This is a genomic window from Streptomyces sp. NPDC020731 (assembly GCF_044334705.1).
Classification (GTDB): Bacteria; Actinomycetota; Actinomycetes; order Streptomycetales; family Streptomycetaceae; genus Streptomyces.
Genome location: NZ_JBIRTN010000010.1, coordinates 39,434 through 63,478 on the forward strand (window position 1 = coordinate 39,434; position 24,045 = coordinate 63,478).

The 24,045-nt window shown below is 71.7% G+C and carries 20 protein-coding genes, 4 tRNA genes and 1 other RNA gene; 12 read left to right on the forward strand and 13 right to left on the reverse strand.

Annotated elements, in window-relative coordinates; all coding sequences use genetic code 11:
• Window positions 1-35: 35 nt before the first annotated feature.
• The 3 genes from purL to purS are packed head-to-tail and all read right to left on the reverse strand — an operon-like array spanning window position 36 to window position 3,231.
• Window positions 36-2,294, reverse strand: coding sequence for a phosphoribosylformylglycinamidine synthase subunit PurL (purL, locus tag ACH4VX_RS17115; RefSeq protein WP_398368212.1), 2,259 nt, complete (start codon window positions 2,292-2,294; stop codon window positions 36-38).
• The gene (purQ, locus tag ACH4VX_RS17120; RefSeq protein WP_398368213.1) at window positions 2,291-2,971 is read right to left on the reverse strand and encodes a phosphoribosylformylglycinamidine synthase subunit PurQ; all 681 of its coding nucleotides are present in this window, start codon (window positions 2,969-2,971) and stop codon (window positions 2,291-2,293) included. Before purQ ends, purL begins: the two co-directional genes overlap by 4 nt.
• Window positions 2,968-3,231, reverse strand: a complete 264-nt coding sequence (gene purS, locus ACH4VX_RS17125) for a phosphoribosylformylglycinamidine synthase subunit PurS (protein ID WP_006133353.1) — start codon at window positions 3,229-3,231, stop codon at window positions 2,968-2,970. The genes purQ and purS overlap by 4 nt, the downstream gene beginning before the upstream one ends.
• 353 nt (window positions 3,232-3,584) lie before the next feature.
• Here purS and ACH4VX_RS17130 point away from each other — a divergent pair, with 353 nt between their 5' ends.
• The 8 genes from ACH4VX_RS17130 (at window position 3,585) to ACH4VX_RS17165 (ending at window position 8,125) form a co-directional block, all read left to right on the forward strand.
• The gene (locus ACH4VX_RS17130; RefSeq protein ID WP_398368416.1) at window positions 3,585-3,902 is read left to right on the forward strand and encodes an Lsr2 family protein; all 318 of its coding nucleotides are present in this window, start codon (window positions 3,585-3,587) and stop codon (window positions 3,900-3,902) included.
• A 136-nt stretch (window positions 3,903-4,038) separates the two neighbouring features.
• Window positions 4,039-4,110 (forward strand) — tRNA-Gly (locus ACH4VX_RS17135).
• A 97-nt stretch (window positions 4,111-4,207) separates the two neighbouring features.
• Window positions 4,208-4,283, forward strand: a tRNA-Gly gene (locus tag ACH4VX_RS17140).
• 127 nt (window positions 4,284-4,410) lie between these two features.
• Window positions 4,411-5,373, forward strand: a complete 963-nt coding sequence (locus ACH4VX_RS17145; RefSeq protein ID WP_398368214.1) for an ABC transporter ATP-binding protein — start codon at window positions 4,411-4,413, stop codon at window positions 5,371-5,373.
• Window positions 5,370-6,146: an ABC transporter permease gene (locus ACH4VX_RS17150; RefSeq protein WP_398368215.1), complete on the forward strand. Its 777-nt coding sequence runs from the start codon at window positions 5,370-5,372 to the stop codon at window positions 6,144-6,146. The genes ACH4VX_RS17145 and ACH4VX_RS17150 overlap by 4 nt, the downstream gene beginning before the upstream one ends.
• Before the next feature lie 28 nt (window positions 6,147-6,174).
• Window positions 6,175-7,416, forward strand: coding sequence for a sensor histidine kinase (locus tag ACH4VX_RS17155; protein WP_398368216.1), 1,242 nt, complete (start codon window positions 6,175-6,177; stop codon window positions 7,414-7,416).
• Complete coding sequence (locus tag ACH4VX_RS17160) at window positions 7,413-8,027, forward strand: response regulator (RefSeq protein WP_398368217.1); 615 nt, start codon at window positions 7,413-7,415, stop codon at window positions 8,025-8,027. The genes ACH4VX_RS17155 and ACH4VX_RS17160 overlap by 4 nt, the downstream gene beginning before the upstream one ends.
• 22 nt (window positions 8,028-8,049) lie before the next feature.
• Window positions 8,050-8,125 (forward strand) — tRNA-Gly (locus tag ACH4VX_RS17165).
• 49 nt (window positions 8,126-8,174) lie between these two features.
• On the opposite strand, the gene ACH4VX_RS17170 is transcribed toward ACH4VX_RS17165, so the two are convergent.
• The 6 genes from ACH4VX_RS17170 to ffs form a co-directional block, all read right to left on the reverse strand.
• Window positions 8,175-9,074, reverse strand: coding sequence for a phosphoribosylaminoimidazolesuccinocarboxamide synthase (locus tag ACH4VX_RS17170; RefSeq protein ID WP_398368218.1), 900 nt, complete (start codon window positions 9,072-9,074; stop codon window positions 8,175-8,177).
• A 119-nt stretch (window positions 9,075-9,193) separates the two neighbouring features.
• Window positions 9,194-10,717 carry a N,N-dimethylformamidase beta subunit family domain-containing protein gene (locus ACH4VX_RS17175; RefSeq protein ID WP_398368219.1) on the reverse strand — a complete coding sequence of 508 codons (1,524 nt, stop codon included), beginning with the start codon at window positions 10,715-10,717 and terminating at the stop codon, window positions 9,194-9,196.
• 245 nt (window positions 10,718-10,962) lie between these two features.
• Entirely contained in the window at window positions 10,963-12,705 is a 1,743-nt protein-coding gene (locus ACH4VX_RS17180) for a hypothetical protein (RefSeq protein ID WP_398368220.1), read from the reverse strand.
• Window positions 12,706-12,985: 280 nt separating this feature from the next.
• Complete coding sequence (gene purD, locus ACH4VX_RS17185) at window positions 12,986-14,239, reverse strand: phosphoribosylamine--glycine ligase (RefSeq protein ID WP_398368221.1); 1,254 nt, start codon at window positions 14,237-14,239, stop codon at window positions 12,986-12,988.
• 88 nt (window positions 14,240-14,327) lie between these two features.
• Window positions 14,328-16,571, reverse strand: a complete 2,244-nt coding sequence (locus tag ACH4VX_RS17190; RefSeq protein WP_398368222.1) for a DNA polymerase III subunit gamma and tau — start codon at window positions 16,569-16,571, stop codon at window positions 14,328-14,330.
• A 47-nt stretch (window positions 16,572-16,618) separates the two neighbouring features.
• Window positions 16,619-16,717: signal recognition particle sRNA small type (gene ffs / locus ACH4VX_RS17195), an RNA gene on the reverse strand.
• A 73-nt stretch (window positions 16,718-16,790) separates the two neighbouring features.
• Here ffs and ACH4VX_RS17200 point away from each other — a divergent pair.
• Window positions 16,791-16,878 (forward strand) — tRNA-Ser (locus ACH4VX_RS17200).
• Between the two features lie 811 nt (window positions 16,879-17,689).
• Here ACH4VX_RS17200 and ACH4VX_RS17205 read toward each other — a convergent pair.
• Entirely contained in the window at window positions 17,690-18,562 is an 873-nt protein-coding gene (locus ACH4VX_RS17205) for an aldo/keto reductase family oxidoreductase (protein ID WP_398368417.1), read from the reverse strand.
• Window positions 18,563-18,693: 131 nt separating this feature from the next.
• Between ACH4VX_RS17205 and ACH4VX_RS17210 the strand changes: the two genes are divergently transcribed.
• Window positions 18,694-19,128 (forward strand): winged helix-turn-helix transcriptional regulator, encoded by a 435-nt coding sequence (locus tag ACH4VX_RS17210; protein WP_398368223.1) that lies wholly within the window; start codon window positions 18,694-18,696, stop codon window positions 19,126-19,128.
• Here the strand turns inward: ACH4VX_RS17210 and ACH4VX_RS17215 are convergent.
• Window positions 19,107-19,403, reverse strand: coding sequence for a hypothetical protein (locus tag ACH4VX_RS17215; protein ID WP_398368224.1), 297 nt, complete (start codon window positions 19,401-19,403; stop codon window positions 19,107-19,109). The genes ACH4VX_RS17210 and ACH4VX_RS17215 overlap by 22 nt on opposite strands.
• A 270-nt stretch (window positions 19,404-19,673) precedes the next feature.
• On the opposite strand from ACH4VX_RS17215, the gene ACH4VX_RS17220 reads away from it, so the two are divergent.
• Window positions 19,674-22,079: a helicase-associated domain-containing protein gene (locus ACH4VX_RS17220; protein WP_398368225.1), complete on the forward strand. Its 2,406-nt coding sequence runs from the start codon at window positions 19,674-19,676 to the stop codon at window positions 22,077-22,079.
• Window positions 22,080-22,091: 12 nt separating this feature from the next.
• Here ACH4VX_RS17220 and ACH4VX_RS17225 read toward each other — a convergent pair whose 3' ends face one another.
• Window positions 22,092-22,550 carry an ATP-binding protein gene (locus ACH4VX_RS17225; RefSeq protein ID WP_398368226.1) on the reverse strand — a complete coding sequence of 153 codons (459 nt, stop codon included), beginning with the start codon at window positions 22,548-22,550 and terminating at the stop codon, window positions 22,092-22,094.
• A gap of 211 nt (window positions 22,551-22,761) precedes the next feature.
• Between ACH4VX_RS17225 and ACH4VX_RS17230 the strand changes: the two genes are divergently transcribed.
• Window positions 22,762-23,427: a maleylpyruvate isomerase family mycothiol-dependent enzyme gene (locus ACH4VX_RS17230; RefSeq protein ID WP_398368227.1), complete on the forward strand. Its 666-nt coding sequence runs from the start codon at window positions 22,762-22,764 to the stop codon at window positions 23,425-23,427.
• Between the two features lie 28 nt (window positions 23,428-23,455).
• Here the strand turns inward: ACH4VX_RS17230 and ACH4VX_RS17235 are convergent, their stop codons facing one another.
• Window positions 23,456-24,025 carry a DM13 domain-containing protein gene (locus ACH4VX_RS17235; RefSeq protein WP_398368418.1) on the reverse strand — a complete coding sequence of 190 codons (570 nt, stop codon included), beginning with the start codon at window positions 24,023-24,025 and terminating at the stop codon, window positions 23,456-23,458.
• Window positions 24,026-24,045: the final 20 nt, after the last annotated feature.

Here is a 24,045-nt window from a genome sequence, read left to right on the forward strand (position 1 = left end):
GGGGGCTTCGTTCCCGTGCGGGAAGGACGGAAGGGTCAGGCCAGCAGGGCCGGGATCGTGCCCTCGTGGACCTCGCGCAGCTCGGTCAGGGGGAGCGCGAACTCGCCCTGGACCTCGACCGTGTCGCCGTCGACGACGCCGACGCGGGTGGCCGGGAGGCCGCGCGCACCGCACATGTCGTTGAAGCGGACCTCCTCCGAGCGCGGCACCGCGACGATCGCGCGGCCCGCCGACTCGGAGAACAGGAAGGTGAAGGCGTCGAGCCCGTCCGGTACGACCAGACGCGCGCCCTTCTCCCCGAGCAGCGCCGACTCGACCACCGCCTGGACGAGGCCGCCGTCGGACAGGTCGTGCGCGGAGTCGATCATGCCGTCGCGGGAGGCGGAGATCAGGATCTCGGCCAGCAGGCGCTCGCGCTCCAGGTCGACCTTCGGAGGCAGGCCGCCGAGGTGGTCGTGGACGACCTGGGACCAGGCCGAGCCGCCGAACTCCTCGCGCGTGTCACCGAGGAGGTACAGCAGCTGGCCGTCCTCCTGGAAGGCGACCGGCGTACGGCGGGCCACGTCGTCGATGACGCCGAGGACCGCGACCACCGGGGTCGGGTGGATGGCGGCCTCGCCCGTCTGGTTGTAGAGGGAGACGTTGCCGCCGGTCACCGGGGTGCCGAGCTGCTGACAGCCGTCCGCCAGACCGCGTACGGCCTCCGCGAACTGCCACATGACGGCCGGGTCCTCGGGCGAGCCGAAGTTCAGGCAGTCGGAGACCGCGAGGGGCTTGGCACCGGTCGTGGCGACGTTGCGGTACGCCTCCGCGAGGGCCAGCTGCGCGCCCGTGTACGGGTCGAGCTTGGCGTAGCGGCCGTTGCCGTCGGTGGCGATCGCGACGCCGAGGCCGGACGCCTCGTCGATGCGGATCATGCCGGAGTCCTCGGGCTGGGCGAGGACGGTGTTGCCCTGCACGAAGTGGTCGTACTGCTGGGTGATCCACTGCTTGGAGGCCTGGTTGGGCGAGCCCACCAGTTTCAGGACCTGGTCCTTCAGCTCCTCGCTCGTCTCCGGGCGCGGCAGCTTGTTCGCGTCGTCCGCCTGCAGCTCGTCCTGCCAGGACGGGCGGGCGTAGGGGCGCTCGTACGTCGGGCCCTCGTGGGCGACCGTGCGCGGGTCGACGTCGACGATCTTGCCGCCGTGCCAGAAGATCTCCAGCCGGTCGCCGTCGGTCACCTCCCCGATGACGGTGGCGATGACGTCCCACTTGTCGCAGATCTCGAGGAAGCGGTCGACCTTCTCCGGCTCGACGACCGCGCACATGCGCTCCTGCGACTCGCTCATGAGGATCTCCTCGGGCGAGAGCGTGGAGTCGCGCAGCGGGACGTCGTCGAGGGTGACGCGCATGCCGCCGGAGCCGTTGGAGGCCAGCTCGCTGGTCGCGCAGGACAGGCCCGCGGCTCCCAGGTCCTGGATGCCGACGACCAGCTTCTCCTTGAACGCCTCCAGGGTGCACTCGATGAGGAGCTTCTCCTGGAAGGGGTCACCGACCTGGACGGCGGGGCGCTTGGACGGCTTGGCGTCGTCGAACGTCTCGCTCGCCAGGATCGAGGCGCCGCCGATGCCGTCGCCGCCGGTGCGGGCGCCGTACAGGATGACCTTGTTGCCCGCGCCGGACGCCTTGGCGAGGTGGATGTCCTCGTGCCGCATGACGCCGATGGCACCGGCGTTGACCAGTGGGTTGCCCTGGTAGCAGGCGTCGAAGACGACCTCGCCGCCGATGTTGGGCAGGCCCAGGCAGTTGCCGTAGCCGCCGATGCCGGCGACGACGCCCGGGAGGACGCGCTTGGTGTCGGGGTGGTCCGCGGCGCCGAAGCGCAGCGGGTCCACGACGGCGACCGGACGGGCGCCCATCGCGATGATGTCGCGGACGATGCCGCCCACGCCCGTGGCCGCACCCTGGTAGGGCTCGACGTAGGAGGGGTGGTTGTGCGACTCGACCTTGAAGGTGACCGCGTAGCCCTGGCCGACGTCGACGACACCGGCGTTCTCACCGATGCCGACGAGCATCGCGTCGTTCTCGGGGACCTTCTCGCCGAACTGGCGGAGGTGGACCTTGGAGGACTTGTACGAGCAGTGCTCGGACCACATGACGGAGTACATGGCGAGCTCGGCGCCGGTCGGGCGGCGGCCGAGGATCTCCACCACCCGCTCGTACTCGTCCTTCTTCAGGCCCAGCTCGGCCCAGGGCAGCTCGACGTCGGGGGTCGCGGCCGCGTGCTCGACCGTGTCCAGAGGCGTCCGGCTCATGCGTTGACCAGCTTCTTGAGGATCGAGGTGAAGAACGGCAGGCCGTCGGTACGGCCCGTACCGATCAGCGACTCGACGGCGTGCTCGGGGTGCGGCATCAGGCCGACGACGTTGCCCGCCGCGTTGGTGATGCCGGCGATGTCGTTGAGCGAGCCGTTGGGGTTGACGTCCAGGTAGCGGAAGGCGACCCGGCCCTCGCCCTCCAGCTCGTCCAGCGTCCGCCGGTCGGCCACGTAGCGGCCGTCCATGTTCTTCAGCGGGATGTGGATCTCCTGGCCGGCCGTGTAGTCGGTGGTCCAGGCGGTGTCCGCGTTCTCCACCCGCAGCTTCTGGTCACGGCAGATGAAGTGCAGGTGGTCATTGCCCAGCATGCCGCCGGGGAGCAGGTGCGCCTCGGTGAGGATCTGGAAGCCGTTGCAGATGCCGAGCACGGGCAGGCCGGCCCTGGCCTGGTCGATGACGGTGTCCATCACCGGCGAGAAGCGCGCGATGGCGCCGGCGCGCAGATAGTCGCCGTACGAGAAACCGCCGCAGAGCACCACGGCGTCGACCTGCTTGAGGTCCTTGTCCTTGTGCCAGAGGGCGACGGGTTCGGCACCGGCGACGCGGATGGCGCGCTGCGTGTCCCGGTCGTCCAGGCTGCCCGGGAAAGTGACGACGCCAATACGAGCGGTCACTTCGCGGCCTCCGCGACTTCCTCGACCCGTACGGTGAAGTCCTCGATCACGGTGTTGGCGAGGAAGGATTCCGCAAGATCGTGGATACGGGCGAGCGCGGCCTCGTCGACCGGCCCGTCAACTTCCAGTTCGAATCGCTTTCCCTGACGGACGTCCGAGATCCCCTCGAAACCCAGTCGCGGCAGTGCGCGCTGCACCGCCTGGCCCTGGGGGTCGAGGATCTCCGGCTTGAGCATGACGTCGACTACGACGCGTGCCACTGGCACTCCCGGTGGTGTGGTGCTGAGCAGGTTCCTTCAGACTACCCGCACAAAATTTCTACGCGAGTAGAGTTGGAGGAATCTACGTGACCGTCATCACGATTCGGCATCGCGGGGAGACGTCAGGGAAAAGATCGGGGAAAGATCTCCGTTCGCCCGCACATCTCTATTGCGCCCGGACACGCGGGCAGATTTAGTCGGGCTTCACAATGCAATGCCGGGCACTGTACAAATGAATTGTCATTAGCAGATACTTTGCCCGATTACAGGCGGACAGCCGACATCTCGGCGATGTCCCGGCACGTCATCACGGACGTCCGGACGAGAGGTGTCGCATGAAGGGACCGATATTCGTGGCGCAGAAGGTCGTGGTCACTCTCTTTGACGACATCGACGGCTCGGAAGCGGCGGAAACGATCGCCTTCGGACTGGACGGCAAGTCGTACGAGATCGACCTCAATGAAACCAATGCCGGGAAACTGCGTGCGGCTCTCGAGCCCTACGTGGACGCCGGCCGGAAGCGGTCGCGCTCCGGCAAGGCGTACCGGCAGACGGAGGTCGCCCCGGACCCGGCCGCCGTGCGCGCCTGGGCGCAGGCGAACAAGATGGACGTGCCGGCGCGGGGCCGGATCCCGAAGAAGGTGTACGAGGCGTTCGCCGCGGCGCGGTGAGCCGGACGGGTGACCCGCCCCGACGGCCGGTCACCCGTCCCTCTCGGCAGCCGACTTGCGCAGCACCCCTGCTGATCAGCTAGAGTCTGGAGCACGCCGAGGGGCAAGGCCGAAAGGCCCGGCTCACGGAGTACTCGCGGGTGTAGTTCAGTAGTAGAACATCCCCCTTCCAGGGGGAAGGCGCAGTGTGCAATTCCTGTCACCCGCTCTGCACCGCCGTACCGACCACCGTTGTGGATCAGGTAGGCTGGTGCCCGCGCCGATCGGTGGCCGAGTCCTTCAGAGGCTTGGCGGCCAGAGGCAATGCGGACGTAGCTCAGTTGGTAGAGCGCAACCTTGCCAAGGTTGAGGTCGCGAGTTCGAGCCTCGTCGTCCGCTCCAGATCAAGGCCCCGGTCATCGACCGGGGCCTTTGTCGTGCGTTCCCCAAGGATCCGTCTGACATTTGTCATGTCCGGTGATGACAGCCCGCACTGCCGGGCCGTTCCGGCCGCCGGGATGCTCGGAGCATGGAAGCGAACGAACACGAACACGTGATTGAGGCCACCGGCCTGCGACGCGTCTACGGGGGCGGGTTCGAAGCGGTACGCGGGATCGACTTCTCCGTACGGCGCGGAGAGGTCTTCGCCCTGCTGGGCACCAACGGCGCGGGCAAGACCTCCACCGTCGAGCTGCTGGAGGGGCTCGCCGCTCCGGCCGGCGGGCGGGTCCGGGTGCTCGGCCACGACCCGTACACCGACCGTGCCGCCGTACGGCCCCGCACCGGCGTGATGCTCCAGGAAGGGGGGTTCCCCTCCGAGTTGACCGTCGCCGAGACCGCCCGGATGTGGGCGGGGTGCGTCAGCGGGGCCCGCCCCGAGCGGGAGGTGCTGGCGCTGGTCGGGCTGGAGGCGAAGGCCGGCGTCCGGGTGAAGCAGCTGTCCGGGGGCCAGCGGCGCCGCCTGGACCTGGCGCTCGCGCTGCTCGGCGACCCCGAGGTGCTCTTCCTCGACGAACCCACCACCGGGCTCGACGCCGAAGGCCGCCGGAACACCTGGGAGCTGGTGAGCGCGCTGCGCGACGGCGGTACGACCGTGCTGCTCACCACGCACTACCTGGAGGAGGCCGAGAACCTCGCCGACCGGCTCGCGATCATGCACGAGGGGCGCATCGCCACCACCGGCACCCCGGCCGAGGTGACCGCCACCGAGCCGTCCCGGATCACCTTCGAACTGCCCGAAGGATACTTCGTGGGCGACCTGCCGCCCCTCGCCGAACTGGGCGTGAGCGACCACGCGGTCGACGGCCGGACCGTCCGGATGCGCACCCGCGAACTGCAGCGGGCGGCCACCGGACTGCTGATGTGGGCACACGGCGCCGGGGTGGAACTGCGCCGGCTGGACGTACGGTCGGCATCCCTGGAGGAGGCGTTCCTCGGGATCGCCAAGGACGCGTCGGCCGGAACCACGGCGACGAAGGAGTACGCGGCATGAGCACGACCACGACCACCCCGGTGAGCCGGATGACCTCCCTCGCCCGCGCCGAACTGACGCTGCTGGGGCGGAGCAAGGGCACGCTCGTCGCCGCGCTGTTCGTGCCGCTGGTGCTGCCGCTGAGCGTGCGGTCGGCGGCCGAGGAGATGGACCTCGCCGAGGCGGGACTGACCCCCGGCACCGTCGTGCTGCCCGCCGCCGTCGGCTTCTCCCTGCTGTTCGCCGTGTACTCCGCCCTCGTCGGTGTCTTCGTCGTCCGCCGCGAGGAACTCGTCCTCAAGCGGCTGCGCACGGGCGAGCTGCAGGACGCCGAGATCCTCGGCGGGTCCGCGTTGCCGTCCGTCCTCACCGGGCTGACGCAGTGCCTGGTACTGATCGCGGCCTGTGCGGTGCTGCTGGACATGTCCGCGCCGTCCGCACCGCATCTGGCCGTCCTGGGCCTGCTGTTGGGACTCGTGATGTGCGCCGCGCTCGCGGCCGTCACCGCAGGGTTCACCCGGACCGCCGAGAGCGCGCAGGTCACGCCGATGCCGCTGCTGATGGTCTCGATGATCGGCTCCGGCATGTTCGTCCCGCTGGAACTGCTCCCCGACCGGGTGGCCGCCGTCTGCGAGCTGCTGCCGCTGACCCCGGTCGTCACCCTGGTGCGCGGCGGCTGGACCGGCGACCTGTCGGCCTACGAGGCCCTGGGCGCCCTCGTGACGGCGGTGGCCTGGACCGTGCTGGCGGTGTTTGCTGTACGGCGGTGGTTCCGCTGGGAGCCGAGGAACTGACGTACGTGAGGGCGGGGGGACACGGGACATGAGCAGGCCGGGCGGCTGGTGGAGGCGCAAGAGCACACCGGCGAAGGTCGAGACGTACACGAGGTGGTCGTTCCACTTCATCTGTCTCTGTGAGATGGCCGCGATCGGCCTGCCGGTCCTCGGACAGGTGGGAGGACGGCTCGCACTCGTCCTGTCGCTGCTGGTCACGGCGCACGCCGCGCTGGGCATGGTGGTCGTCTCCCGGGCCCTGGACTGGACCCGCGGACGGCGTCCCCAGCCGCTGCGGCTGCTGTGGACGCTCGGCGTCCTGACCGCGGCGCTCGCGGTCGCCGCCCTCGGCATCGCGGAACACGGGCCGTCGGGTGACGCCGTCGACACCGCTGCGGGCTCGGTCTTCGGGGGCGTGCTCTGCTTCGGCGCGGGCATCATCGCGCTCGGGGTGCGCGACCGGCGGCGCGTCCTCGCCGTCGTCGGCGGGTTCGGGGCCGGAGGGGGCCTCGTGGCCTGGCCGCTGGGCGTGCCCGGTCCCGCCGCGCTGGGAACGGCCGTGATCGTGCTGGCCGGCGCCGGCTTCCTCACCTTCACCGCGGTCTTCTCCGTCTGGCTGCTCAACGCCGTCTACGCACTCGACGAGGCGCGCGAGACCCGCGCCCGGCTCGCGGTCGCCGAGGAGCGGCTGCGGTTCGGGCGGGACCTGCACGACGTGATGGGGAGGAACCTCGCCGTGATCGCGCTCAAGAGCGAGCTGGCCGTCCAGTTGGCGCGGCGCGGGCGGCCCGAGGCTGTGGAGCAGATGATCGAGGTGCAGCGCATCGCCCAGGAGTCCCAGCGGGAGGTGCGCGACGTGGTGCGCGGTTACCGGGAGGCCGACCTGGAGGCCGAGCTCAGCGGTGCGCGGGGAGTGCTGAGGGCGGCCGGGATCGACTGCGAGGTGAGCGGGGAGACGGCGGGACTGCCCAGTGAGGTGCAGTCGGCCCTCGGCTGGGTCGTGCGGGAGGCGACCACCAACGTGCTGCGGCACGGAGACGCGAAGAAGTGCACCGTGTCGGTGCGGATGCCAAAGGGGCGTGTGGTGCTGACGGTGCAGAACGACGGGGCGGGGGCTCCGTCCGGGACGGCCGGCCCGGGTCGTGCGGGCGGCTCGGGTCTGGCGGGGCTGCGGGAGCGGCTGTCGGCGGTGGGCGGCACGCTGGACGCCTCGGGCGCCGACAAGGGCGTGTTCCGGCTGGTCGCGGAGGTCCCGTTGACGGCGGAGCCGGTGCTGGAGGTCGCGTCGTGAGCGACGTCGTCCGTGTGCTGCTCGCCGACGACGAGCATCTGATCCGCGGGGCGCTGGCCGCCCTGCTGTCCCTGGAGGACGACCTCCTCGTGGTCGCCGAGGCGGCCTCCGGGCCGGAGGCGCTGGCGATGGCGCGGGCGCACGCCCCCGATGTCGCCGTACTGGATCTGCAGATGCCCGGCGCGGACGGTGTGAAGGTCGCCACATCCCTGCGGACGGAGCTGCCCGACTGCCGGGTGCTGATCGTGACCGGTCACGGGCGGCCCGGGCATCTGAAGCGGGCGCTCACGGCGGGGGTGCGCGGGTTCGTCCCCAAAACCGTCAGCGCCCAGCACCTCGCGGAGATCATCCGCACGGTGCACGGGGGAAACCGTTACGTCGACCCCGAGTTGGCCGCCGACGCGATCGCCGCCGGTGACTCGCCACTGACCGCGCGCGAGGCCGAGGTGCTGGAACTCGCGGCGGACGGGGCACCCGTGGCGGAGATCGCGGAGCGGGCCGCGCTGTCCCAGGGGACCGTGCGGAACTACCTCTCCTCGGCCGTCTCGAAGCTCGGGGCGGAGAACCGCCATGCGGCGGTACGCCTCGCGCGGGAGCGAGGTTGGGTATAGTGGTTCTCGCGCCACGGCGCATGCGAACGTAGCTCAGTTGGTAGAGCGCAACCTTGCCAAGGTTGAGGTCGCGAGTTCGAACCTCGTCGTTCGCTCCACATGAAGGCCCCGGTCGATCGACCGGGGCCTTCGTCATGCGCTCGGCGCTCAGCTCCAGGTGGTGCCGGTCAGGCGCTCGTACGCCTCCACGTACTTGGCCCGGGTGGCGTCCACGACGTGCTGCGGCAGCGGCGGCGGGGGCTGCTCGCTCCTGCGGTCCCAGCCCGACTCGGCGGAGGTCAGCCAGTCCCGCACGAACTGCTTGTCGTACGACGGCTGCGCGCGGCCCGGCTCCCACTGCTCGGCCGGCCAGAAGCGGGAGGAGTCCGGGGTGAGTACCTCGTCCGCGATGACCAGGGTCTCGCCGTCGAAGCCGAACTCGAACTTGGTGTCCGCGAGGATGATTCCCCGGTCACGGGCGATGTCCCGGGCGCGGGAGTACGCGGCGAGGGTCGCCTGGCGCAGCTGGGCGGCGGTCTCCGCGCCGACCTGGCGGGCGACCTCCTCGTAGGAGACGTTCTCGTCGTGCTCGCCGACGGCGGCCTTGGTGGCCGGGGTGAAGATCGGGGCGGGCAGTTCCGAGCCGTCCACCAGACCTTCGGGAAGGGCGAGGCCGCAGACCGTACGGGACTCGTCGTACTCGACCAGGCCCGAGCCGGTGAGGTAGCCGCGGGCCACGCACTCCACCGGGACCATGTTCAGGGACTTGCAGACCAGGGTGCGGCCCGCCCAGTCGTCGGGGGCGCCGGCCGGGAGTTCGGTGCTCAGGACGTGGTGGGGGAGCAGGTCGGCGAGCTGGTCGAACCACCACAGGGAGAGCTGGGTGAGGACCCGCCCCTTGTCGGGGATCTCGGTCGGCAGCACCCAGTCGTAGGCGGAGATGCGGTCGCTGGCGACCATCACGAGGTCGCCCGCCTCGCTCCGGTACAGCTCGCGCACCTTGCCGGTGTGCAGGTGCACCAGACCCGGAACCTGGATCGGCTCGGGCTTTTCGACGAATCCGGACACGGTTCCTCCCCGTGGTTGGACAAAAGGGGCGCCGCAGGGCTCCCACAGGGTGGTGGCGGGAGACGGGCGGGCCGAGTACGTCGATTCTCCCGTATGGGGCGGACGGTCGTCGCCACGGGTCAGTCGCGTTTGCAGATGCGGTCCAGGAGGTTGGCCGTGGCGCGCTGGACGCGGGGGTCGACGTGGTTCGGGCGGTCCAGGGCGGGGGACCAGGCGAAGGTGCCGGAGGCGAAGACCCAGGCGCCGGAGGGGGCCCGGTAGAGGGACGTCTCCTGGTGGCGGCGGGCGCCCCGGCGGTCGGTGTACGGGGAGTGGGCGAGCAGGACGCGCTCCTCGTGCGCGGGCAGCGGGGTGCGCGGGTAGTAACGGTCGGCCTCGGCCGCGACCATGCCCTCGATGCCGTCGCCCTCGTGCGCGCCGGTCGCCTCCCACATCCAGTGGCCGGCGTTGCGGACGATCAGCGGATGCGGCTCGGGGACGGGACCGGCGTACTGGATGCCCAGCAGCTGCTGCTCCGCGCGGTCGTGTTCCCGCCACAGCGTGGGCCTGCCCGGGCCCTGGCGCTTGCGGCAGGTCAGCAGGCGGGCGGGGCCGGACGGGGAGGGGGCGAGCTCCACCTGCCAGTACAGGGTGTTGGCGGAGAGGAAGACGAGGGACGTGCCGTGCTCACGGGCGCGTTCCACGGCGGTGCGCATGGGCGCCGACCAGTACTCGTCGTGGCCGGGGAAGATCAGGCCCCGGTAACGGGTGGGGTCGATCCGGCCCGCGTGCAGGTCGCGGGCGTCGGCGTAGGCGAGGTCGTAGCCGTAGCGCTCGGCCCAGCGGATGACGTCGTAGGCGTGGCCGACGTGCAGCGGGAGGCCGGCTCCCGCGTACGGGCGGTCGAAGGAGACGGTGGTGGCGGCGTCGGCCTCGCCGAGCAGCCGGCCCTGCTCGTCCCAGGCGTGGTAGAGGCTCGCGCCGGTGCGGCCGTCCTCCGGGTAGAGGTTGTACGCCTGCCAGGTGACGTCGGGCAGGACCAGGAGGAGGTCGGCGGGGCGGCTGTCGCGGACGGTGAACGGGATGTGCGAGCGGTGGCCGTCGGCGGTGGTGAGGACGGCGACGTACGCGCCGATGCTCCAGTACGACGGGATCGGCAGCCGCCAGGACAGCCACCAGTGGTGGCAGGAGACGGTGCGGTCGGCGGTGAGCGGCGCCGGCTGCACGAGGCCGGAGAGACGGGGGCTGGAGGTGATCTTGGTGGCGCCGTGGCCGCTGTAGTGGCCGATGCGGTAGACGTCGACGTCGAACGGCTGGGGCGGGTCGACGGTGATGTGGAAGTCGATGGACTCACCGGGGGCGACCGCGCCGGTGGAGGCGAAGCCCTTGATCTGGCGGTGCACGTCGTCGGCGGCGCGGGGCCCGACCGAGTCGGAGGTACGGGGGGCGGGGATCCTGGGCCCGCCCTGTCCCGGGACGCGGGCGGCGGCCCGTTCCGGGTCCGCGTACGGCTCCGGGTCCACGTACCAGGGGACGACCTGGCCGCTGTCGCCGAAGTACGTCTCGCTGCCGCGCAGCCACGGGAGGGGGCCCTGTCCGAAGGGATCGTTCACGGCGTGCGCCAGCGCTCCCGACTCCCAGCGGCGGACCTGCTCCGAACCCATGATCGCTCCCCTCCCTCGTGCCCCCGTCGCGGTGCGGTGCGGTGCGTGGTGCTGTCCGGCAGTCGACTGGCGGATGATGCCTGCCGCCAGTTATGTGCTTGTCGTATGTCGCACGCTCTTGCCGGCGAGCGCGAACGGTCCAAGCACATCACATTACGCACGCACTCCGTCACCGTTCGTTTTGAATTGACCGAAAGCGGAAGGATGGACTCCGGGGTGCCGGGGAATGGATGCGGGTGGTCGGCTCAGACGAGCCGTACCGGCTTCTCCGGGCGTATGCCCTGCCTGATCAGCCACAGGCGGAGGGCCGAGGGGTCGCCGTCCTCGATGAGGGTCAGGACCTGAGGGGAGAGGTCGGTGGCCCGTGCGCCGCCGAGGAGGAGGGCGGGGCCGTCGAGCCAGTCGAGACCGGGGGTGGCTCCCGCGGTGTCCATCGCGGCGCAGCAGACCATCGCCGCGATGTGATCGGCGAGCAGCTCCCGGCCGGTGCGCGGGGGCTGGAGGGGGAAGAGGGGGAGCGCCTGGTCGTCCCGGAGGGGCGCGGGATCGGCGCCTCGCGGGGCGGAGGTCGCGGCGGCCGCCTCACGGGCCAGTTCGGCGGTGAGCCGGGCGGCGAGGGCGGCGCTGCGGGGGGTGGTACCGATCAGGTCCTCGTCGTCTTCCGCGGCGGCGGGCGGGGCGGGGTCCGCCGGCGGGGGCGGTGAGGTCGCCAGGTGGGTGAGGACCCGGGAGAGGGTGGGGCCGTCGGGGGCCGGGGGCTCGCCGGGGGCCGGGGGTACGTGGAGGGCGTCCAGGACGCGGTGGAGGCGGGCGGCTTCGGTGCGCCACTTGCGGTCGACGACCTGCTCCGGATAGTCGCCCCAGTGGACCGGCGACCAGTCCGGACCGGTTCCCGCGGGCCCGCCGTGGAAGAGGCGGGCGGCGAGGAGCGAGGCGGCCTCGTCCACCGTGCCGGGCTCTTCCAGCAGGTCACAGGCGGGACGCTCGCCGAGGCGGGAGGCGAAGCCCTCCGCCAGCCGGTCCCGGCGGGACAGCTCGGTCAGCGCCGCCACCACTCCCACGTTGAGCCGCGAGGGCCAGCGGCCCATCCGCCAGGCCGGCAGCGCGACCCGGGTGAGCAGCCGGTCCCAGCCCGCGTACGCCAGACCCACCTGCTCCTGGGCGACGATCCGCAGCCCGTAGTCCACGGCCTGTGCGCGCTCGGCCGCCGCCGCGGCGACCCCGCGCTCCATCTCGGCGACATGCCCCCGGCAGCCGCGCAACAGCAGCCGGGTGACCCGGCCGACACCCGCGAGCACCCCGCGGACCACCGGTCCCCGGCGGGGCGCCGAGGTCACGGCCACCGCGGCGTCCAGCCCCCGCACGAAGCGCCGGGCGGCGGCTATGTCCGGGTGCGCCGACGGTCCCGTACCGGCGACGACCGGGGCGAGGACCGCGCGCAGCTCGCCCACCCGCATCCACCACAGGAACGGGGAGCCGATCACCAGCACGGGCGCGGCGGCGGCCCTGACCCGGGCGGGCTGCCCCGCACCGGCTATGTCGCCGTGCTTCTCGGCGGGCGGGGGGCCGTGGGCCGGGTGGGTGCGGTCCTCAAGCCAGCTGTCGCAGTCCGGGGTGAGCGCTATCGCGGAGGGGGCGGGAACGTCGAGCCGGTCGGCGAGGTCGCGCACCATCCGGTACAGGTCCGGGGCCGCGTTCTCGGCGATCGGGACCGTGGGGCTCATGGCGGGCCGGGCCCGCGCGACGACCAGGGCCACGCCGGCGGCGGCGAGCAGGACGAGCACCGCGACCGGTGTGAGGAGCCGACGGGCGAGGTCCCAGCCGCCGCCCGGCAGATGGCCGGTGGACCCGCCGACGAGCAGGATCACGGCGCCGGCGGCCGGCAGCAGCGCGACGGCCAGCGCCCGGCTCCGGACGCGCAGCACGGCCAGCGCGTGCGACCGCGCGGACTGCGCGCCCGCCTCCGCTCCCGTTCCGCTTCCGCTCATGGCCCGACCTCATCCCCCTTCCGGCGGTCCTGATGCTGTCCCGGCGTTGTCCACTCCCCCACTGTGGCACCCGCCACTGACATCGCAATGCCGGTGGGCCAAGTGCCGGAACGCTTGCGCGGCACCATAGTTGGGCCCCCGGTTCTCGTCAGCCGGATGGCGCATCGCTCACTCGATGGAATGGCTTTGGGGAAAGGTGGACGACGGACGGCAAGGGTCAGGCCCCGGATCCTGAGACGGATCCGGGGCCTGCGGGGTTCATCGGCGTCGACCGTCCGGGTTACGCGTCCTGCGCCGCCTTCGCCGCGATGTCCGTGCGGTGCTGGGAGCCGTCGAGGCCGATGCGGGACACCGCGCGGTAGGCGCGGTCACGGGCCTCGGTGAGGTCCTTGCCGGTCGCCGTGACGGACAGCACGCGCCCGCCCGCGCTGACGACCGCGTCACCCTCCCGCTTCGTCCCCGCGTGCAGCACGTACGCGTGCGGGGCGTCCTGGGCCGCGACCTCGTCCAGGCCGGTGATCGGGTCGCCGGTGCGCGGGGTGCCGGGGTAGTTGTGCGAGGCGACGACCACGGTGACCGCGGCCTCGTCGCTCCAGCGCGTCGGCTCCAGATGGGCGAGGTTGCCGGTGGCGGCGGCCATCAGCACACCGCCCAGCGGGGTCTTCAGCCGGGCCAGGACCACCTGGGTCTCGGGGTCGCCGAAGCGGGCGTTGAACTCGATCACGCGGACACCGCGCGAGGTGATCGCCAGACCGGCGTAGAGCAGCCCGGAGAACGGGATGCCACGGCGCCGCATCTCGTCCACGGTCGGCTGCAGAACCGTCTCCACGACCTCGTCGACCAGCTTGGGGTCGGCCCACGGCAGCGGGGAGTACGCCCCCATGCCGCCGGTGTTCGGACCCTCGTCGCCGTCCAGCGCGCGCTTGAAGTCCTGGGCGGGCTGGAGCGGTACGACCGTCTCACCGTCGGTGATCGCGAAGAGGGAGACCTCGGGGCCGTCGAGGAACTCCTCGATGACCACGCGCTCACAGCCGCCGGCGTGCGCGCGGGCCGCCTCGATGTCGTCGGTGACGACGACACCCTTGCCGGCCGCGAGCCCGTCGTCCTTGACGACGTACGGGGCGCCGAACGCCTTGAGGGCGGCGTCGGCCTCCTCGGGCGTCGCGCAGACGTAACTGCGGGCGGTGGGCACGCCGGCCCCCGCCATGACGTCCTTCGCGAAGGCCTTGGAGCCCTCGAGCTGCGCGGCCTCCTTGGACGGGCCGAAGACCGGGATGCCCGCGTCGCGCACGGCGTCGGCGACACCGGCGACGAGGGGCGCCTCCGGGCCGACCACCACGAGGTCCGCGCCGAGGCGCGTGGCCAGCGCGGACACGGCCGCGCCGTCGAGGGCGTCGACCTGGTGCAGCTCGGCGACCCCGGCGATGCCGGCGTTGCCGGGGGCGCAGTGCAGCGCGGTGACGTCGGGGTCGAGGGACAGGGAGTGGCACAGGGCGTGTTCGCGGGCGCCGCTGCCGATGACGAGGACCTTCACGGGGTCAGCCTAACGGGAGACGGCGGGTTCGCCTTGTGCGGGCTTCCGAAGGAGCGGGAGGACGCCGTTCGTACGTTCCTCCGAGCCCCTAGTCGTTCGTGATCTCCTCGACGACCGTCGCGCCCAGCTCGCGGACGAGCAGGTCCTGCCCGGAGAGGGCGGACTCGTCCAGGTCGGGGTCGTCGTCCTCGGGGACGTCGTCCTCGGGCGAGACGGGGGGCGGCGGTTCCGGGGCGGACGGGCGGGGTGCCGGGGCGGGGGTGGAACCGGGGGCGGGCGCGGGTGCCGCCGGGGCGCTCACCGCCGGCTGCGCGGGCGCGGCGGCCGGGGCGCCCGCCTGGGGAGCGGAGGGCCGTCGGCCGCCACCGGTGCCGGTGCCGGTGGCGCCGTGCCCGCCGCCACCGCCGTAGCCTCCGCCTCCGCCGCTGTTGCGGCCGCCGCCGGGTGGCCCGGCCGGGGCCGGGGCCGCCACGCCCTCGCCGCCGGACGGGTCGACGACCGCCTCGATCTTCCACTGCACGTTGAACTGCTCGGCCAGCGCCTGGCGCAGTACGTCCTCGCTGCCGCTGCTGAGGAAGTTGTCCCGCGCTCCGGCGTTCACGAAGCCGATCTGGAGCGTCGTGCCGTCGAAGCCGGTCACCTGGGCGTTCTGGCTGAGCAGGATCCAGGTGAAGCGACGACGGTTCTTGATCGTTTCCATGATGTTCGGCCAGAGCGTGCGGGGGTCGAGCCCGCCACCGCCACCGCCACCGCCCAAGGGTGCGGGCGCGGGGGCCGCCTGGGGCGTGGGCGCGGGGGCGCCGGCCGGGGCCGAAGGCTGAGCCCCGCCCGCCGGGGCGGCCGTGGGCCAGCCGCCGGGCCGACGGCCGCCTCCACCGGCGGAGGCGGCGGTGGGCCAGGCACCGGGGGCGCTGGGCGCGGGCGGCGCCACGGACGGCGCCGGGGCGGGCGCCGGGGGCTGCTGAGCCTGCGCGGCGGGAGGGGCGGGCGCGGGAGCGGGAGCAGGCGGCGCGGGAGCGGGTGCCGGACCGGGCCCCCGTACCGCGGCCCGGGCGGCGGCAGGACCGCCTGCCGGCTCGCCGGAGCCCTGCCCCGGCGCTCCCCCGTGGACCTCCGGCCCGGGGACGTACGCCACGGCGGGCACACCGGCACCGGCGCCGCCCGCGGAGAAGTTCACCCCGCGCTCGATCCGGTCCAGCCGGGCCATGACCGAGCGCTCGTCGCCGTAGGCGGCGGGCAGCAGCACGCGCGCGCAGATCAGCTCGAGCTGGAGGCGCGGCGAGTTGGCGCCGCGCATCTCGGTGAGCCCCTCGTTGACGAGGTCGGCGGCACGGCTCAGCTCGGCGGCCCCGAAGGTGCCGGCCTGCGCCTGCATCCGCTCGATCACGTCGGCGGGGGCGTCGATGAGCCCCTTCTCGGCGGCGTCGGGAACGGCGGCGAGGATGACGAGGTCCCGCAGTCGCTCCAGCAGGTCCGTGACGAACCTGCGCGGGTCGTTGCCGCCCTCGATCACCCGGTCGACGATCTCGAAGGCGGCGGCGCCGTCACCGGTCGCGAAGGCCTCGACGACGGAGTCGAGCAGCGAGCTGTCCGTGTACCCCAGCAGGGAGGTGGCCATGGCGTACGTCACACCGTCCTCGCCCGCGCCGGCGAGGAGCTGGTCCATGACGGACATCGAGTCACGCACGGACCCGGCGCCGGCCCGCACGACGAGCGGCAGCACGCCCTCGTCGACGGGGATGTCCTCCTTGCCGCACACCTCACCGAGGTAGTCCCGCAGGGTGCCGGGCGGCACCAGCCGGAACGGGTAGTGGTGCGTACGCGAGCGGATGGTCCCGATGACCTTCTCGGGCTCGGTGGTCGCGAAGATGAACTTCAGATGCTCCGGGGGCTCCTCGACGACCTTGAGCAGCGCGTTGAAACCGGCCGGCGTGACCATGTGGGCCTCGTCGATGATGTAGATCTTGTACCGGCTGCCCGCGGGCCCGAAGAACGCCTTCTCGCGCAGGTCACGGGCGTCGTCCACACCACCGTGGGAAGCGGCGTCGATCTCGATGACGTCGATCGAACCCGGACCGTTGCGCGCGAGGTCCTGGCAGGACTGGCACTCCCCGCACGGCGTCGGGGTCGGGCCCTTCTCGCAGTTCAGGCACCGCGCCAGGATCCGCGCGCTGGTCGTCTTGCCGCATCCGCGCGGACCACTGAACAGGTACGCGTGATTGACCCGGTTGTTCCGCAGCGCCTGCTGCAACGGGTCGGTGACATGCTCCTGCCCGATGACCTCGGCGAAGGACTCCGGGCGGTAGCGGCGGTACAACGCGAGAGACGACACGCATACGAGGTTATAGGCGCCCACCGACAACCGGACCGGACGCCCGGAACGCAAGCGCCCCCCACGCACCCGCCAGAGCCGACCTACCCTTGCTGCCTTCCGGCCCTGGGGGAGTTCAGTCAGATAGCGCCGCGTGAGGGGCTACGCCAGAGGCTACCCCATGTCGCGGGCGGGGAACGAGTTCGCGAGCACTCCTCTCGGTCATGTAATGTTCCCACCGGAGGATTCGCCTAGTGGCCTAGGGCGCACGCTTGGAAAGCGTGTTGGGGGCAACCCCTCACGAGTTCGAATCTCGTATCCTCCGCCAGTGCCTCACCGGGCACTAACGTCGAAGGGCCCCACCGCTTGCGGTGGGGCCCTTCGACGTGCTTGGTCTCAGTTGCCATGATCGGATGGACACGGACCTGGGCGAACGGCGTGCACCCGCCGGCGCCTATGACGCGTCCCCGCGCTGGGCGCCGCCCCAATTTTCCTCCTGCGGCTCCCTCGGCAGCCACAGCGGTCGAGTAGCCCCGCCCCACACGTAGGAGCGGCCTCATCGCGCACACCGGTCGCCTACCTCTGCAGGCCCCAAGCGCCCCTCCATGCAGGGCTGGCCACCACCGTTCGGGCTGCCACCAAAAACACGGATCGCACTGCTGAGCAGCAGCTTCGGGCGGCATGTCCCTCGAACGGGGAGGGACGCCTGGCCCGACCGCCGGCGTGACGACTGGGAAAGCAAGGCAGACCCCACTTGCTGGCAGCCAACGTTTCCCAGCGAGGTCCTTCGCCCGTGCTCCCCGAGGAGGAGAACGATCATGACCGCCGTAATCCCCGAGGCATCAACGGTGACATCGCCCCCAGACGGTCGGTGCGTCTCCACCGCTCCCGCAGTTCTCGCCTCCGGGCCCGCCCCAAACTCAGGACACTCCGGAGATCTCTACCGAACCCGGAACGGTTCAGTATTGCGAGGACCGTTAGAACCCAAGGTCGGTCAGGGCAGGCGAAGCCTGCAACAGGGTGGGCGTCAGGCACGTCGAGGTCTTCCGGATGGCTGGCGTCGGAACCTCCGTCCTCGGGAGACCTCGACGCCAACTTCCACGCCCTCGGCTCCGAGAACCCTTCTGGGCCCGGGGTATTCAGCTGCTGATGTCGTCCAGCTCTGCCACGTCTTCGGGAGAGAGGGAGAGTCCTGCGCCTGCGACGTTCTCACGCAGATGCGCCACTGTGGACGTGCCGGGGATGAGCAGGATGTTCGGTGACCGTTGCAGCAGCCAGGCCAGCGCGACTGACATCGGAGTCGCCCCCAGGCGGGTGGCGACCGCCGAAAGCGCCGAAGACTGGAGCGGAGTGAAACCGCCGAGGGGGAAGAAGGGCACGTACGCGACGTTCCCGGCCGCGAGCCGGTCGATGAGTTCGTCGTCGTAACGGTGAGCAAGGTTGTACATGTTCTGCACGCACACAATTGGAGCGATGTTCTGAGCCTCGGCGATTTGCTCCGCGGTGACATTGCTGACCCCGAGGTGGCGGATGAGTCCGTCCTGCTGGAGCTCGACGAGAGTCTCGAACGCTTCGGCGAGCGAACCCGGCTGCGGCCCTTCGGCGTCGCCCATACGTAGGTTGACCAGGTCGAGCACCTCGACCTCGAGGGCCTGGAGGTTCTCATGGACCTGCTTGCGCAGGTCTTCGGGTCGCCGGGCCGTGGGCCAGCCACCCTGTGCGTCGCGGTTCGCCCCCACCTTGGTCACGATGTGCAGCGTCCCGGGATAGGGGTGCAGTGCCTCTCGGATCAACTCGTTGGTGATGCGCGGCCCGTAAGCGTCGCTGGTGTCAATGTGGGTGATCCCCAGGTCGACCGCCGCGCGCAGCACGGCCAGCGCACCCTCGTGATCGGCGGGCGGCCCCACGACCCATGGGCCGGCGAGCTGCATGGCGCCGTAGCCGAACCGGGTCACCGTCAGGTCGCCCAGGGTCCAAGTTCCCCCGGGAAGAGATGTGGATGGTGTGCTCAACGTGGTGCCCTCCGAAGTTCGTTTGGGGGCGGCGCGTTCCACCTCCCTGCACCAGCATCGGAGAGTAACTTCCCGTCAGGAAGTAGGCACTTGAGAGTGCGTAACCTACCCAAAGGAGAAAGGTGCGATCTGTGACAACGACAGCTGCCCAGAAGAGGGCTCAGGCCAAGGTGGAGTACAACGCGTTCCTGGCGGTATGCCCCAGCCGCCAACTGCTCGACCGGATATCGGACAAGTGGGTCGTCCTGATCCTCTGCGCACTGGGCGGCGACGCTTCTCCCTCTCCCGGTGCAGCAGACGCTCCGAAGGCGCTGCGCTACTCCGAGATCTCTCGTCTCCTGGCCGGGGTCAGCCAGAAGATGCTGACCCAGACACTGCGGTCACTGGAACGTGATGGCCTACTCACCCGGACCGTGACGCCTACCGTCCCGGTCACCGTCTCCTACGAGTTGACCGACCTCGGCCTCTCCCTCCACCACATGACGCGCGAAATCAGAAGTTGGGCCCAGACCCACATGACCGAGGTGCTCGCCAATCGCGAAAACTACAACGCCCACACCACCTGACGGCTCACCTCCGACACCTCCTCGGCGAACATCCCGTCGAAGACCCGGCCTGCCCGCCCTTGCTCGTGCTCGGAGACCGGCCCCTGGCGGCGTTCGTAGTCGGCCAGGTACTCGTCCAGGATCTGACCGCGCAACCCGCGCTCCACCGCTTCGGTGATGAACGCGGAGAACCCACGCTTGCCCACCCGCCGGCGCATCACCTTCGCCGTCCCCTCGGGGAGGGAGAGGCCGACCCTGGTGGCCGGCCCTTCGCCGACGCTGTACGTATCGCCCACGCGGCCGCATTGTTGAACGAGTAGGAATCCAGCCGGGTGCGGTGCAGACGACCTGGTCACCGACCCTGAGCCACCGACACGGGCTCCGGGCGGGTTTTCTCACGCCGTAGTTGAGGCGCGTAGTTGAGGCGCGACACAAGCCGTCAGTACTCTCCAGGGGGAACCTGCCCCCGTACGGCGCCCACCGACCCTGGGAATACGCCACTCTTGGATCCGGCGCCGGGACTCCGGCCCCCCTGCGACTCCCTGGTCCGACGAGGTGCATTCCGCGTGAAGTCCCGTTCAACGCTGGCGACATGGCTGGGTGGCCTCGACAGCTCCCGTCTGGCACGCGTGCTCGAAGCACGGAAGGACGCCATGTCCCCTCCGGAGCCGCGCTCGGTGGGGGAACTGGCGGACCGTCTTCAACGTTCGGGGTCAGTGGATCTGGCCCTGTCGCGGCTCGTGCTGCCGCATCTCCAGGTGGCCGAGGCGATGGCGTCGCTGGGTGCGCCCGCGTCGCGCGATGCGCTGGCGGAGCTGCTCGGGGCGGTGGACGAGGAGACCACTCGCGCGCTGGACACCGTGCTGGAAGCGCTGGCCGATCACGCTCTGGTCTGGCCGGACGGCGCCGGCGGGCTACGTATCGCCGGATCGCTGCGCCAGGCATGGGACGCGCCCCTGGGGCTGGACGCTCCGCTGGAGCAGTTGCTCGCGGGCGCGACCTCCGACGAACTGCGCCGCATGCTGGCGGCACTGGGCGTCACGCCGCCGGGCACCAAGCCGCAGCGACTGGCCGCGCTGCTGGGACACCACAGCGACCCGGAACGGGTTGTCCAGGTGGTCGCGAAGGCCCCTGCAGCGGCGCGGGAGCTGCTCGAGCACCGCGCGGAGGGGACACCGGGGCAGTCGCAGTTCGACATGTTCGGCACTCCCGGCCCCGGCGCCGGACCGGGCGAGCGATGGGCGCTGGACCGGGGGCTCCTGGTCCAGGACCGTCACCGCTACGGCCCGTCCCGGATGCCTGCCGAGGTGACGCGCGCGCTGCGCGGACCCGCCTGGCACGCCCCGTTCGAGCCCGTCCCGCCTTCCGCGCGGCTGACACCGGTCACCCCGAAGGAGGTGGACGGCGAGGCGTCGGCCGCGGCCGCGGCATTCACGGCCCATGCCGTCTCGGTCCTGTCGGCCTGCTCGGCGACCCCGCCGGCCCGGCTGAAGTCCGGCGGGATCGGTGCGCGTGAACTGGCACGCATCGGCAAGGCCGCGCAGGCCGACGACGCCGTCGTACGCCTTGCCCTCGAGACCGCGCACGCCGCCGGGCTCCTGGCCCGGGACGGCAGGCACGTGGCGCCCACCGAGGCGTACGACGCCTGGGCGGAAAAGGAACCCCCGGAGCAGTTCGCCGTACTGCTCCGGGCGTGGCGGGACCTGCCGCTCACCCCCACCCAGGCCCGCGACGAGGACAACAAGGCGCTTCCCGCTCTCGCGGGAACACCGCCCTGCAACGGCTGCGCGCAGGCCCGCCACGGGCTGCTGGCCTCGGCCGCAGAGCTTCCGGTACGGCAGGGCGTGACGGTCACCTCGGATCTGGGGGCCCGGATCGCCTGGCACCGCCCGTTCGCCCACTCGTCGCCCTCGGACGGAACACCGTTCACCACCGTGATCCGTGAGGCCGAGATGCTCGGCGTACTCGCTCGCGGCGCCCTGTCCGCCTTCGGTGTCCATCTGCACAGCGGCGACACGGAGGCGCTGGACCTCGAGTGCCGGCGGCTGCTGCCCTCGGCCACCGCGACGGCACGGATCGGCGCCGACCTCACCGCCGTCGTCACCGGCACACCGTCCGCGCGGCTGGCCCGGCTCCTGGACTCCGTCGCCGACCGGGAGACCAGCGGCACGGCATCCGTGTGGCGGTTCAGCTCCGGCGGCGTCCGCCGGGCACTGGACGCCGGTCACGCCCCCGAGGACATCACGGCCGACCTGGCCGCCGTTGCCGCCGGGCCCCTGCCGCAGCCGCTGACGTACCTGATCGCCGACACCGTACGCGGCCACGGGCGCGTACGCGTCTCCCCCGCCGCCTGCGTCCTCCACGGCGACGAGCCCGCCCTCCTGGCCGAACTCGCCGCCCACCGCGGGCTCGCAAAACTCGGACTGCGACAGCTGGCGCCGACGGTGCTGGTCAGCCGCAGCCCGCTGGACACGACGCTCGCCGCGCTCCGGGCCGAGGGGTACGCCCCCGTCGCGGAGACCGCCGAGGGCACGGTGCGGATCGAGAAGGTCCCGCCCCAGCGGGCCGCCGCCGCTCCTGTGCCGGATCCGCGCCGCACCGGCATGACGAAGACCCTCGTCCCGGTCGACCCGAACGCCTTGGCGGCCCGGCTGCTGAAGGCCCCGCCCACGCTTCCCGACCCCGCGCCGTTCGAGGGAGGACCGCCCTTCGCCACGGACACCGAGGAGATCGTCTCGGGGTGGGCGAAGCGCCTGCCGTACGGCGACGTCCGTCAGCTCGCCCATGCCATCGACACCGGTGCACCCATCACCGTCGAATACGTCGCCACCTCGGGGAACCGGACGGTACGCACCCTCAGCGACCTCATCCTCGACCCGCCCTACCTCGACGCCTGGTGCCACCTGCGGGACGACGAGCGCGTGTTCACCCTCTCGCGTATCCACGGCGTCATGAGCGTCACCCCCGAGTGAAAGAGGGAATGGTCACATCACAGACAGCGTCTCCGTCGACACTGTCTGCGGTGGGAGTCCTCCCCCGAAGCGGCGCACTCCCGTGATTCTCCGGCTGGGGCCGGACGGGCTCGCAAGGAGTTCGAACCACACCTCCTTGCCGACGCCGCACTCCCTCCTCTGCGCGCCCCGGTCGTCCGCCGGCGTGGCCACGAGGGCGAGGCCCCGGCCCGACTCGTCGTCCGGGCGAGCCGTGGTCGGGGTCGGGAGCGTGGCGTCGGCGTCCGTCACCGTGATGCGGAGGCGGGCGTCGGTGAGGACGCAGCGGGCCCGGATCTCGCGGCCGACCGAGCCCTTCGCGTGGCGGTACGCGTTCGTCATCAGCTCGCTCAGGAGCAGTTCCGCCGTGTCCGTCACGTCCTGCGGGAGTTCCCGGGAGGCCGCCTGCTCGCGGAACAGGGCACGTGCACAAGCCCCCGGCAGCCGTCCCACGCCCCGCCGCCGCTCTCGCCCGCGAAGCCGTACTCGTCGCCCGCGACCGCCTGCGACCGCCCGCGACCGACCACGGTCCTGCAGTCAAAGATCGCTCACCGGCGATGACTTTGCTCCGGAGCGGGGGTCTCCTTCGGGAACGCCCCTGCCGGACGTCCCCTGTTCGGGCGGGGCGATGCCGACCACGGTCCTTGACAGGAGTGCAGCCCGAATGACTGATCCGGTACTGACAGCAGGCCGCAATCGCGAGACCGGGATATGGCCCCTGATCCACGCCGAGCGGGCGGCGCTGGCGGCCGATCTCGCGGATCTGACGGACGAGCAGTGGGCGACGCCCTCGCTCTGCGCCGGTTTGACGGTGCGCGAGGTGCTGGCGCACCTGACCGCGGGCGCGAGCCTCAACACCGTGCACTGGCTGGCGGGTGTGATCCGCTGCCGGTTCGACTTCGACAAGCAGGTGGCCGTGCGGCTGGCCGAGCAGCTCGGCGCGACCCCGGGCGAGACCCTCGAACGCTTCCGGCGCATCGTCCCGAGCACGACCAAGCCTCCCTTGCCCGCCGTCGCCATGCTGGGCGAGACGCTCGTGCACGGAGAGGACATCCGGCGCCCGCTGGGCATACGCCGCGATCATCCGATCGACGTCGTCACCCGGACGGCCGAGTACTACCAGGGCTCGGACCTCGTGGTCGTCGCCAAGGGACGCATCGGTGGCCTGAGGCTTGCAGCGGATGACGGCCCGTTCACGACCGGTTCCGGGTCCCTCGTGTCCGGCCGCACCATGGCCCTGATCATGGCCATGACCGGGCGCGCGGCGTACTGCGACGATCTCGAAGGAGATGGTGTGGAGCTTCTCCGCAGTCGCTGCGGGCAGGCGTGACACGGTGTCGTGACGTCCGGCCCGGTCGTCAGGCGCGGGCGAGTTCCGCCGCGCCGAAGGAGACGTCGAAGCGGTCGCACCAGATGCTGACGCTGGTGTAGCGGGACGGGTCGATGTCCTCGGGCACGGTGTAGTTCTGGCTGCCCTTGTTGCCCTTGAGCCTGCCGAGGCTGACGTACCGGCCGTCGTCGAAGACGTGCCAGCCGGCGCGTCCTTCCTCCACCGGCGCGTCGGTCAGCCAGACGTGCAGGTCGGGGCCGTTGCTGGTGTCGAGCCCTTCCAGGCGCACCACATGGCTGCCGTCGGCCAGCCGCACGAACTTCACCGTGCCGGACGTCGCATGCTCGTGGCTGATCAACTCGCCGCTCGCCAGCGTCGTCGGGCCGGCCGGAGGCGGGGTGGCCGTCGCCCCGGACGGTGCCCCGGCAGGCGGTGTCGAGGCGGCTGCCGTGACCTCGGGCAGCGCCTCCCGCACCGTCTCGTCCTGCCACAGCTTCCACGGCTGGAACCAGTACAGCCCGAAGCCGCCGCCGGCGACCGCCACCATCAGCACTCCGGCCGTCCACGGTCTGAACAGCGCACTCCGTACCCGCCCCATGTCGCCCGCCTTCCTGGAAG